A 13679-nucleotide genomic window follows, 5' to 3' on the forward strand; every position below is an offset into this window, starting at 1 on the left:
TTCCCAAGAAGCGAGATCGTTGAAACCTTCATCGATATTCCACAGAAAATGGACGCCGGGAACGTTACGATTCAAACGTTGGCCGGAAAAGAAATTCCATTTCAATTGATCGACCGGAAAGACGTCGAACCGGTGCTGGAACGACTCAACGACCGCCCGATGTATTTCCGGATGAAACGCTATCATGGATATTTCTCTGCCGAAAATGTGTCACCGACGGGTTATTCCACGCTGAAGATCGTTCCGTCGAAATCATCAAAGAAGTCGGAAAATACAATCGGCCGGATTGAAAACGGTCTGACGATTCTGGAAAACGAAACCCTGCGAATTAATATTCAATCCAACGGAACATTCGACGTCTTCGACAAAACAACCGGAAAGCAATTCAGCAAACTCGGCTATTTTTCAGATGAAGGCGAAGCTGGTCATGCGTGGACGCATTTTTCTGTCGATCCGGTCAACGATACTAAGAATTTAAAACCGGTCATCCAACTGACTGAAAATGGCGAACTCGTTTCGGTCGTTCATATCCGGCACGAGTTGAAAATTTCCGTTAAACTGCAACATGGAAAACGATCTGAAGATTTATATCGATTGCCATTTGACTTCAGGATAGAACTTCATCGCGGTTCATATTTCGTTGAACTCGATGTCGAGTTGGAAAATCGCTCGGAAGATCACCGGCTGAGGCTGATGTTTCCAACGGACATCGACGCGGAATATTCGTGGGGCGAAGGGCAATTCGACGTCGTCAAACGACCAACCAAAAGAACCGATACTTCCAACTGGATCGAACAGCCAATGGTTGATTATCCCATGTATCACTTCGTCGATGTCAGTGACGGGCAAACCGGCGCGGCGGTCATCGTCGATGGTTTGAAAGAATACGAGGTTTTAGACGACGCGCGGACAACGTTGGCGATCACGCTTTTCCGGGCATTCTCTTATGTCATTCAACCGAGTTCGGTTCAGGATTATTCTTATCAAAAGGGATCGCAATGCCTTGGGAAGCAAACTTTTCGGCTGGCATTCATGCCGCATGTTGGCGACTGGCAAACGGGCAATGTTTATCGCTCGGCGCTGGCGTTCAACAACAAACTAAAATCGATCCAGATCGGACGCGCAACCGGCAATTTGAATCCGGAATTGTCGTTCCTCAGGATCACACCGGAAAGTTTGATATTCAGCGCCTTGAAATCACCTGAAACAGCGTCAGCCAAATCGCTCGTCTTGCGGCTTTACAATCCGACAGATTTAGAAATACAGGGTGAAGTTCAGACTTACTTCAAATTGACGGAAGTTCGGCAGATGACACTCGAGGAGATCGATCTGGGCGCAATTCCTTTGACGGATCCCAATTCCTTTCAGATAACCGTTCCGGCGAAGAAAATCCTGACATTCCGGCTGACAACCGCGAATAAACACGAATAGACACTAATAATTTATAAAGCAGGAAAATACAAACACCGATAATGCAGTGGCCACAGATTTGGGGAACAGATTATTGCCACGACTTTTAAGTCGTGGAGTCAGTTAGAGGCAATGTAACCGGACTTTAGTCCGTCATCGTGGGGTTAAAACCCCGTTTGTCTTTTGCATTACTACTATCCACGAGTTAAAACTCGTGGCAATTTCCGTTTTTGGCGGGATATAATCGCACACAAATACTGGATAATTTTACAACAATAATTTAATATCCTTCACCATGGTTTAAGGTTTATCCTGATCCACTACATCAATTTCTGATGGAACCCGGAACCCACAAATATACCTAACTAACCGAATCAGCCCGAATTCAACAAATCTTCCCAATTCCCCCAAAACAAAAGAGGCTGTCTTTCGACAGCCTCTTTTTCGTGAATTTGGAAAAAGTGTTATTTCAGAATGGTCATCTTCTTCAGTGACTTGAAATTATTCGCTTCAACTCTGTAGAAGTAAATTCCACTGGCCAGATTGCTGGCGTTGAAGTTGAACTTATAATGTCCAGCCGGTAGATAACCCTTATGAATCGTCGCAACTTCCTGACCGATCAGGTTAAATACGACCAACGATACTTTCGCGGCTTTCGGCAAAGAGAGCGCGATATTCGTCGTCGGGTTGAACGGGTTCGGATAGTTCTGCGATAATGCATAATCCGTCGGAATAACCACTTCTTTCTTGACGCCCACTTCGGGTCCCTCAATGTAAAGCGCACCGATCCACAAGTCGGCATTGAGCGCCCATGTCAGTGTCCCGGGTTGATCGAAATAACCGAACGTACCATCGGAATACTTTTCCCACGCTCTATGAGCGGATTCGCCTTCGCCGTTTGCATCGGCATAAAGTGCGAATTGGTCGTCACATGAAGCCGCCCATTCAACGCCGATAAATACCGGTCCGGCAAGTTTGATGGTCGCCGGGAGACGGAAAGCGTTGAAATGACCACTTACCGTATCCAACTTGTCGGTCGTTATCTGAATCTTGGCTAACAAAACATCCGGTGCGGCGTTAATGGCTTCAACTGTCCTAACGACGAGTTCGATCGTATCGGGAAGATTGACGATATTCTTCGCCGCAAAGAAATAGTTGAAACCAAACAATACGTCGCCTGCTTTCAGATCGATTCTCTGATACTTACCAAGATCGCCGTAGTTATTGGTTCCGGCAATATATCCGGTTCCGCTCGTATTGGCATGCAAAGTCGCGGTGTTGCCGTAAAAAGCGACTTTGATGTTGTCCGGAACGTATTCGGAATTGTTCGTAAATGCCGCGAGACCATTGTTAGCGCCGAATACATAAACGATGAAGGTGCTGTCGTCCACGACTGTATAGTCAACTGAGCCAGTGCCATTGCTATTCGCAACGTTACCTAATGGAAGCGTGTAAGCGATCTTCTCTGCCTTAGACGCGCCGCCCGTAACATCGATGACGTCAACTCTTTCTGAGGTCATTGATGTACTATAATTGTAGTAATACACCAAGATCCGTTCCGAATCTTTCCATTTCATGTATTTGATCTTGGAAGATCCGGTAGCGACAACACTTGAAGCGACCGTGTCGATCGTTCCGTCAGCGAGTCTGTGCGAGAGTTGTCTGCCGGCGGATTTGATCCAGAGCGTGCCATCTTCTGCCTGAGTGACGTTCGGTACGGATCCCATTGCGCTGGGCATTGCGATGACAGTCGGCGTAAATGTCGCACCGTTGTCTGTCGTTGTGAACTTGACGATGTCGGAGCCTGCACTGGCCGCGGCGTAGATCGTCAACGTGTTGTCGTCTGCACGACCAACCACGCTGAACATATCGCCGAAGCGTTTGTTCAGTCCGGTGTAAGAAATCACTGCTAACGGTGTTCCGGTTTCGCTGTCCCAACGGTAGACCGTAAACGGAGCGGAGGAGGCATCCAGTGTCATATTGCAGACGAAGAGTTTGCCATCTTCCGAAACGTCTGCGACGTTGATTGGGAACAAGCCGACTTGCGTTGTCGGAGCGGGAATGACGCCAAGGCTGTCGCCGTTCATTGCGTCATAAATCACGACGCGATGCGCACCGTTACGGGTTACGACGTAAGCATGTTCTTTGTCGCCCATCTTTCCGGTCGCCATGCCGCGGGTGTAGTTGCCCGTGTTATACGTCGGATTGTTACCTGAGAACACGCTCTTTGACCAGAATGGAAGCAGTGGCTTGGGTTGGAACGGTTCTTTGTAGTAAAAAATATGAGAGGTATCAATACCGATAACCTGGTAGCCGACATTCGGCGGTATCAATTTCGTGTACTGACTGCTGATACAACGCAGACCGAAGAATCCTTTCGGAGGATTTGCCCAGCCATCCATATCGGTATCGTTATCGACGAAGAAATCAGTCGTATCGACGCCATCGGTCAATTTTAATGTCGCGTAACTGCCCAGCATCGGCCATTTGGTAACGTCAACAAGCCGTACGCTGTCGAGCTGAACATACTGACCTTCGGTCGCTTCGCCGATGTTTCTGATTTTCAGTTTGATAGGAATCGGGGTATTTCCGGTTGAAAGCACCTTAATATCACCAACGACTGACGGAGTGATTTCGGTCAATCCGCGATATTGCTGGAGTAATCCCACGACCTCGATTTCATCACCAATCTGGAAAGTATCCTTATATGCGCCAGTGTACAGGTTGATGCCACCGGTTGGATCCTGGAAGTAATAACTAAATGCCTTGGCATATGTGAGATTATAATCCGGAGTAGTGACAAGGCCTTTCAATGTAACTGTTTTACCAGCAAGATCGGGAACAAAATCACCGTTCGCATCAACCTTGGCTTCGGCAACAGTCATAGGTATGGCATCGATCGGTAATGTCAGAGTCCATGCGGCGATCGTATTATTCGTGATCATTTCGTAAATCGTCGCTGTGCCGTCGGTGTTGATCTTGTAAGCCAGATCCGCACATGCATTCGTATTTGCATTATATCCGGTGGTTGTATTAACCGTATCGACCAATATCGGATCGGTTTCTGATTCATTGACATTCCAAACCTGAACCTGATTACCACGGAACGCATTGTTCTTTCCTACTACCGCAACAAGTTTCTTTGTAAACGGTTTATGAATATACATCACATAATGCCATCCGCCATCTACCAAGCCGCCGTTAATGGCATTTAGAACGGTACCCGTTGCACTGATGTGAGTAGTTGAAGTCCCAGCGCCATTGACCCAGAACGTGCCGTCTCCAACCGGGGAAATGCCGCCGCGGGCAATACCCGTTGCAACCGTTATCGGCGTTCCGGCTGTATAAGTGACGCCGTGATCTGCTGTTGTAAGTACGCTGATTTCGGTCGATGACGAACCACTGGCATACATAATCGTGGTGGAATCCGAACCGATGACTGCGAAAGAATCGCCGATTCTCTTTGCGGGAGCCGCAATTTCATAAGCGATGGTCGGAACGGCGGTTTCGTCTGCCCAGCGATAGACTTTGAACGGAGGAGTGGTGCTTGTCGATAGATTGCATGCATAAATCACGCCGTCTTTATCGACGCGTGGCATATTGATCGCAAAGGTGCCACCCGCTACGCCGGTCATGTTCAGTCTGCCGACCGTGTCGCCGTTTGCCGCATCCAGAATCCATACATTCGGTGTGCCGGTTCTGCTTGCGACGATCAGATGGTTAGTTGCGGCATTGAAAGCTATACCGCGTGTGAGGTGATCGTTCTTGAAGAACGGATAACTCGAAATGTCCTTTTCCCAGAGGAAACGCGAAGTTGGCGAACTGACGACAACAATATCGGCCGCGTTACGCGGTTCGATCTTGAAATTGGAATTCGCGTAGTTGCCAACACCGGTGATATTGTACACCCAGTTCGTTTTCCCAACGGTGAGGAATAATTGATCATCAACGCGGGTTTTGCCTCCTGTCGCATCTGTGATCTCCCATTCGCCATATCCAAGTGAAGGATTCGTACAGGTTACGTTATTAACGGTAACCAATACACCTTCATATTGTTCCTGAACAAATTCGGCGGGAGTCACGACAACCGGAACAGGAAGAGCACAACCGGAGGCCAATACCGTCGCCGTTACGCTGTCAATTTCGGTAAGGTTGTGATATTCAGCCATTTTACCAACGACGAGGACGGAGTCACCGAGGACAACCGCCGGAGCGGTCTTCGTATAAGCATAGATTCCATTCCAGCCGCCGGGCGCGTCCTGCAGATAGAAGCAATTCGATCCAACGCCGGTCACGATACCGGTGGTCTTAATCCATTGACCTTTGAATTTGCCATCGCCGGCAATAGCGCTGCCCGTCGTATCCTGTAGTCCGGCAATCGTGATCATATCAGATGATTTCTCTTTAAATGTAATTGCGATCGTAACGGGTTCAGAAACAACCTCGCTCGTCCCCGTTACGGTACCCGTATACAAGTAATTTCCGGGTAAATAATCGCCATCAATCCGGAAATATGGATCATCAGCTGCTCCGGCTAACTTCTGGAGCCCGTCAACCAATTTTAGGGTTGCATCGGAAGCGACTTTAACATAAAAAGTTGGCTCAACGGCATTGATAATATCCCAGGCTATTTTCTGCCAGGCAGTATCACCGGTTGCGGTTAAATCGTTCGCATCAACGCCGCGTCCAGCCCAGTATTCAAAAAATCCAGTCGGATAGGAAGCGACTTTGAAACCATAATAGCCCTCTTTCAAAGGGGAATTGGTTGTTGTTCCGGTCAATAAATTCAGATAATACCAGTCGATGGCCGGATCAATCGTCATGCTATAACCGCTGGTCATTATTCCGGGTACATTCGACCATGTTTTCTGATCGGTCGAAGAACCGAGCATAATATTTGTGAACTCGGGTTTAAGTGTAGTGAATGTCATTGTGATAGTGATCGCATTGGATTCAAATCCAAACTCGCTGGTCACTTTACCGGTGTATGAATATTCACCTTCTAAATAATTACCATTGATCCTCAGATATGGATCATCAACGGCTCCGGCTAATCTCTGGAGACCGTCAACGAGTCTTAGACTACCATCTGCTCCGACTTTTACATAAAATTTCGGCTCAACGGCATTGATAATATCCCAGGCAATTTTCTGCCAGGCAGTATCACCTGTAGCATTTACATCGTTCGCATCGACACCACGTCCAGCCCAGTACGTGAAGAAATCGGCTGGATGAGTAGCAACTTTAAAGCCATAATATCCGGCTGTCAGAGGTACATTTGTCTTCGCTAAAGTGTCGAATGTCAGATAATGATATTCAACAGCTGGATTCAGATTCATGCTAAAGCCAGCGGCGATGTCATAATTGACAGAAGCCCATGCAACCTGATCTGTCCCCGTCCATAATTTCAAATCGGTAAATTCCGGTTTGGCATTATGCGAACCGAGGTAGCCGAACGTATCCTTGGCTTTGACAATCCACTCGGAATCGTCGGCGTTTGTACCGGCCGATGTAGTCCAGCTAGTATCACCGGTAACAACCGAAGGTTTACGGATCATGGTATGATCCAACATGGCGGTCGTAACACCGGCAACATCCCAAGCTGTTCCGGGATCAGTCAGATATTTTCCAATAGCATCAACTTGCTGATCGCCATAAAATAATCCGAGAGCATCGTCGCCATTATAATACGTTGTGGTACTTGTTATGTCGGAAACACTTAATATTGGTGCACTCGCAGCCGAATTAGCGATAACATAAACATCTCCGGCCGCTAAAGAACCAGTCAACATTTCCGTATTGCCCCATACAGCGCCGTTTGCACCGAGTTTTACCGAGTACTTACTCAAGTCAATTTCAGCGCCTGTGGCATTGTAAATTTCGAGGGCTTTATTACTACTGCTACCCTCGATGTATTCCGAGAAAAATACACCTTTGGGAGCCGTTCCGACCAATGCAGTACCGGCTTCGTCAGCACCCATATACGGAAAATAGATACTCCGGACATCGCCATCGATATCTTTTGTAATGGATTCAATGGGTAAGCTGGCTAAACTGTTATCGCCAATCGATGCGCCGGCAAGATGCAGATCATCCGCACTCACAAAGGTAACGTCCTTGGATACTGAATTCGCATCCTGTGCTGTTGCCTGCCATGCGGCCAGATCAGCGTAGCTGGTGCCCTTATAATTCACAAAATTCTGATTGGAAAAGAGCAAGTTATAATCCGACGTCAGAACAGAGGTTGTGGGGATTAAACCAATAGCCGAAGAACCTACATTGCCACTATGTTTATTAATAATGATATTGTTCTTCAAATCGATGTTAACCGGTCCTGTGCCGGTAGTATGATTGCCAACAGCATGACTCGCTAACGTGGATGCCGTATTATTCAACACAATCGTATTGTGATAAACTTTCAAGTTGCCCATATTACCAGTTGAACGCAATCCGATACCATAAGCATAACGTGTTTCATCGGCCGCGCCAACATTCACAAAATTATTGGCAACATCAATAATATCTGTTTTAGAATAACTATTTCCGGCAAAGGCAATACCAATGAGATAGGCAGTTGTCCGGTTGGTTTTTTCCTGGCAGAGAATGACGTTTTCGCGAATGATCGTGTGGCCTATCGCACCAGTAATATAAACACCGTGGACATAATCATTGCCATTCGCGCCAGTCGTCGGTAGTACTTTAATGATATTACCCCTGATTTCACTATTAATTAGCATTAACGTCGCAACACCCCGCGTGGCGCAATATATCTCGTTATTGACAATATTGAATTGGTTCCCTAAACTACTGCCCCAAGGAGCAATACCATCACGCCGTACCGGACGCTCATTAGTTCCGATCTGGCAGTTTTCAACCCGAAAACCATAAACACCGTCTTTGTCATTAATCACCGCACCATATCTGAAATTGGTCTGGCCTGTGATGCCTAGGTTTTTAATGACCAGGTTCTTCAGAATCACACTGTCAGCGGTGGCGGCATTTAATCCAAAAGGAACGTCTACAACAGGTAAAATCTGTTCTGTTGTTACGGTCAGATTTTTACTATCGGTTCCATTGTTGCTACCATCAAAGGTGACATATCCCGTGGTGAAACCGATCATTTGAACGCCATTGCCCATTGAAGTGCCGCCGGTAACGATTAAAACTACATTTCTGCTCGGTGCCGGTTTGACAACGACGTGATTTTCATATGACAGCGCTGCATTAAAGGTAAAACTTACTTCCCTTAATGTGTCTGCATCCAACAACAGGTTAACCGTTCCGGTCACGCCATTGGCGTTAATTGAATCAACAGCGGCCTTTAGCGATACAAATCCCAGTGGATTTGCTCCTTGCGGGATATAGTAATCACCAGCCACCAAAGGAACGCCCTTTCCCTGCATTACAGGCGGAAGAGTAATTTTTGCTTCGAAAGCCCATTTGGCTGCCATATCCGGATCTGGATCTGCATTAATTGCAAATACTATCGTCGTTAGGCAGAAAAAGGTCAACAAAACGATTAGTAACTTTTTCATATTCTTTCTCCTCTGTTAATAGTAATTATTTCCATTTTGACGGTTGTAATTAAAGTACAGACAAATAATCGTTGTGAAAATATTTTAAGAATTTTTTGGAAGAAAATGTTGGGAATGTCGTCTGTCATTTCAGTAATCGGTTGAATATTCCTTGTTTGATTATTTAAATGAGCACATCAACTTCGACTTCTTTAGAGCGCTTTTGATAGCCGCCTGGGTGAGTCTTTTTTTTTCAAAACATTAGAAAGAACCTTAAGCAATGATTTACTGTCGATATTATCAATTCAAATCAACAAATTCAAGGAAAATTTTTCCTTTTTTTTATCTTCTTCATGCCACCGATCACAATAATCGGTTAGGATAATTTTTACCCAAACGGAAATGGTGAGTTTTTTGTTCAGTGCGACCGGTTGCAGGTTACTGACTAAAATTAAAAAAAGGCTGCCCGAAGACAGCCTTTTTTCCAATCTGATTTGTACTATGTTATTTCAGTAAAATCATTTTTTGAGTTTTGAGAAAGTCGCCAGCCTGCATTACATAAATATAATAGCCGGAACTGACCTGCTTTCCTTGATTGTTCAACGCATTCCACTGAATTGCCTGATAACCGGCCTGCTGATTGGAATTGATCAGCGTCCGAACTTCATGACCCATCATATCATAGATCACGATCCTGATATGCGCGTCCTTCGGTAAATCATACTTGATGGTCGTAATCGGATTAAACGGGTTCGGATAGTTCTGGTGCAGAGCAAAGATTGTTGGCAACAATCCCGCTTCAGCAAGTCCCTCTCCCGGATCTACCTGATTATTATACCATGCGGAATAGACGCTGTTTGAATCCGGCACAACGTATGTACGGTTAGGACCGCCGCTGGGGAATTCACAGGTGGCATCATTCCAACTACCGTTGATGCGAAACTTGAATTCCAAACTCGATGTTGGATAAAATCCCGGGATCGTAATTTCATAGGTCGTATCAGCATCCGTATTGGACATCATCATGGAATTTGCGCCCCAGTCATTGAACGAACCGGCTATATCGAGAGAATCAGAAGACGGATTGAACTTGCCAAGCTTCGTCCAGTAGCTCATATTGACCTTGAAAGTTACATCGCGAGGCGTATATAACTGTCTTTCAGTAAATTCGTCAATATAAAGAACGACATCCACATCTTCGGAGCATCGCATATGAATGCCTTCGATTACAACGGTCGAGCCTTCAACGATACCATTTCCATTGACCCAGCCTTCCGCTTGATCATTAAGGAGGTCAAAACTGACAACCTGCCAGTCGTCTTCGCTGAGCGATACACGGGTCCATGGACCTTGCTCGTAACCGGTATCCTTAACCGAAAGACGCATTTCTACATTGGCATTGGTTCCTTTGACCATAAACATGATCTTCGAATTGGTTTTTACGGTATAGGTGAAAGGATAACCATATAAGTCGCGCACATACCAGCCGCCATTTACCGCTGGATTATCCCACAATGTCATCTTACCGGACTTGGTTCCGCGGTAAGCCGCATCATCAGAAACTACAAAACTCGATGAATCAAGAATACCCGTTGTAGAACCTGAATAGGTCGGCTTCAAAAAACTACCCACAGTTGTCTCAAAGTTTGTAACTACTTTAGCAGCATCTTCCGGATGATTGGCGCTGAAGGGAATCAGTACTTCACCAGCATACGAGGTATCAACTGTGGAAACACTTCCACCTGTCGTAACTATACCATTATATGCAAGCGCGATATGATTACCCTCAACTAAATTACCAGAAATTAATACAGCGTTTGGAGCGATGCTATCAACAGCAGTTGGCACTATAGCAGTTGTAACACTTTGATCAATAATCATAAAATTATCGACGGTGGTTTTTTCAACCGGCATATTGAACATTGCATACAATTTTGGCGCGCCGTCAAGCAGTACCACATCTGAATAGACTATTTCCGGCGGAGCCGGGAAGTTAAAAGTCATCGAAATTGTATCACTATTCGTCGATGCGCCTAATGTATCTGTTGCAACAACAAATACTTCATAGATCCCATTCATTTCCCAAGGTTTTTCTTCATCGATGGGAATATAGATGAAAGTATCCAGAGTGACTATTTCTTCTTCTGGCCCTTCAGGGGAAACAAACATCTGGTATGTAACAATATCACCCGCATCGGGATCGATTGCTTTTGTCCAACTCGTGAACAGAGCCAGAACAGAATCTACTCCCACAAGGATCTTTTTAATGTTAGGATCTCCAAGGGAAGTGATAATCGTTTCGTCAACCGGATTCACGATTGTAAATGCGCCCGGTGCTTGGTTTGACGGTTTGATATCAGATAGACTTCTCGGCATAAGTTGAGCGCCATTGTAATCGCTGACAATACCTGTAAAATTCATCGGCCATACCATCGGTTTCGGAGAACCGTCGATATCGGTATCTTTATCGATATAGCAATAGAAGGTTGAATCTACGTCGTCTTTTAAGTTGAATCCCTTATTTGATCCGCTTGCCGGCCAGAGAATACCAGCATCGGTTGTGTCGCATTTCTCGATGGTGACAAGCATACCTTCATAGGTCTCCCTGTCTGCCATATCGAGCGCGGTGATTATCGTCGGTTCAACAACATTGCCCTTGCTTAAAACGACAAAATCAATTAAAGGATCAATCTCCCTCAATCCATTATAATCCTTCACTTTGCCTATGACCAGTATCTCATCTCCGAGGGCAACATTTTGGGCCGCAGCATAGTTATAGACAGCTATACCCGCAGTTCCATCCTGTATGTAAACAGGACCGGAGGTACCATAATTTGTATTTGTTGTAACGACACCAATTGTAGCAAGAGTGTCGCCGATGACTCCTTTACGTGCTGTAGCAATGTCGGCTGAAGGAAGAACATCCAGGTATCCTTCATCCCAGATTACATTATCGACAAATACAGTGTCAACCGTACCAGCTTTTGAACCACCTATTCGAATATAGCCGCTATCGGATTCCGCAACACCGACTATCGTATATGTAGTCCATACGCTATCTTTGATGCAGGAATATTTGACATCATCATTTCCAAGACCCTGTACGGAAAGTTCGAGCACATTGCTTGCACCTGCCCAGCGGCTGGTTTTAATGTCGATAGATAGTTTGTATATCCAACCTGGAGTTGCAACAACCGGACGTTTGGCGATAAAGCCATAACCGCCGTCGGAAAGACAGAGGGTGCTGTCAGCAGATTTCCATGCTTCCACAGTATATCCATTCGCTTCATCCCAATGGCTCCAGTTGGCTACATCACTGGCATCGTCAAATGTCAGTGCCAGATCCAGATATTCATAATCCATTTCAATTGCTACGGCTCTTGCGGTAGATACTGTACCAGTGTTGGCGGCATATATCTCATCGTAGCCATCACCGTCGAGATCGCCCGCATAACGCATACCGAAAATACCGTTGAAATTGCTATCGGTCAACGAATTCAATTTGATCCAGTTTGTCGCAACTGTGGGATCTCCGCCTTGATACTCGTGGACGGTAATGGTAGTGCCGCCATTCGAGGCATAAATATTCATTCTTCCGTTGCCGTCGAAATCACCAATCTGCGTGCAAACTCCACCGGATCCCCCCATGGGTTCCAACCGATGAACATTCGCAGTGGTCAATGCACTTAGTTCCGTACCAACTGGACAGGTAATTACATACAGAGCACCTGCATCATACATTGAAATGTAGACCTCATCACGTCCATCGTTGTCCAGATCCGCCGGAGCAAAATCGTAAAATGCAAAATCATCCCGAACATCCAGATCCGTTTCAATATAATTAAGCACGGTGTAAGTGTCGGCAGTATCAGCTTCCACAATAAACAATGCGCCATTGTCCCAAGGAGCAAACAGAACTTCATTGTGGCCATCGCCATCCATATCCCCGATTACACCACCATAGGGTGACCCGCCGGCCGGGAATGTGAGGCTCGATTTGCCATGAGTGAATTCAATTTTTGTTCTAATTTTACCAGAAGCGAAATCACCTGAATCAACAGAAGCAATATAGAAATTGTCTTTCGCATTAGTGCTTCCATTATTTCCGAAAATAATTTCCTGAATACCGTCACCATCCACATCACCGATGGTCATATTTTCAACATACCAACGGTCACCGGTTACAAGACTGCTCAATATTTGAACAGGCGCTCTCATGGAATCACCAACCGTATCATATTCATAAACCCAGAGACCGCCGATGGCGACGTTGGCTGAGTTTATGCTTACGATCAGTTCTTGTTTGCCATTTCCGTCCAGATCGCCAAATCTGACGTCGCGGCAGGCACTGGTATAGGCCGAACCAAAATCGGCTGTTTCGAACATCAGTTCAGCAGTGTTATCGCCGGTAATCTCGTAAACGTACGCTTTACCGCCAACGCCATAAGAAGCTAACAATACTTCTTTTTTCCCATCATCGTCAAAATCGCTACCGACACACATATCACGGATGACCTCCGTAGTAGCTCTCGTACCAACAGTAAAACTGTTAGTGATAGCTGACTTAGGAGCCATACCTTCCTCATTCGGTACGGTTAATAGCACATCACCGTCAATATTAGCCTGTGCTGCAAATCCAAATGCAGCGAAAACCAACATTAGCACTAACAACTTCTTCATAACTCTTCTCCTCTTTTATGGTTAGTAATCATCTTCATTTTTATACTTTTTAGTTATAAAGTCGGAAACATAATC

The 13679-nt window shown here is 45.7% G+C and carries 4 protein-coding genes; 1 reads left to right on the forward strand and 3 read right to left on the reverse strand.

Features of this window, described 5'->3' with window-relative positions; translation table 11 throughout:
• Positions 1-1431: hypothetical protein (locus tag COT43_11175; protein ID PIS27306.1), on the forward strand; the 1431-nt coding region annotated here is incomplete at its 5' end.
• Positions 1432-1874: 443 nt separating this feature from the next.
• On the opposite strand, the gene COT43_11180 is transcribed toward COT43_11175, so the two are convergent.
• The 3 genes from COT43_11180 to COT43_11190 form a co-directional block, all read right to left on the reverse strand.
• Positions 1875-8945 carry a hypothetical protein gene (locus tag COT43_11180; GenBank protein PIS27307.1) on the reverse strand — a complete coding sequence of 2357 codons (7071 nt, stop codon included), beginning with the start codon at positions 8943-8945 and terminating at the stop codon, positions 1875-1877.
• 284 nt (positions 8946-9229) lie between these two features.
• Positions 9230-9412, reverse strand: a complete 183-nt coding sequence (locus COT43_11185) for a hypothetical protein (protein PIS27308.1) — start codon at positions 9410-9412, stop codon at positions 9230-9232.
• A 16-nt stretch (positions 9413-9428) separates the two neighbouring features.
• Positions 9429-13604 (reverse strand): hypothetical protein, encoded by a 4176-nt coding sequence (locus tag COT43_11190; protein PIS27309.1) that lies wholly within the window; start codon positions 13602-13604, stop codon positions 9429-9431.
• Positions 13605-13679 lie beyond the last annotated feature (75 nt).

The sequence above is a fragment of the Candidatus Marinimicrobia bacterium CG08_land_8_20_14_0_20_45_22 genome, from assembly GCA_002774355.1.
In the GTDB taxonomy this organism is placed as follows: domain Bacteria; phylum Fidelibacterota; class UBA2242; order UBA2242; family UBA2242; genus 0-14-0-20-45-22.

Bases quoted from the DNA above. Each gene is read 5' to 3' on its own strand.
- COT43_11180 (PIS27307.1), bottom strand. From the start codon at position 8,945: ATGAAAAAGTTACTAATCGTTTTGTTGACCTTTTTCTGCCTAACGACG.
- COT43_11190 (PIS27309.1), bottom strand. From the start codon at position 13,604: ATGAAGAAGTTGTTAGTGCTAATGTTGGTTTTCGCTGCATTTGGATTT.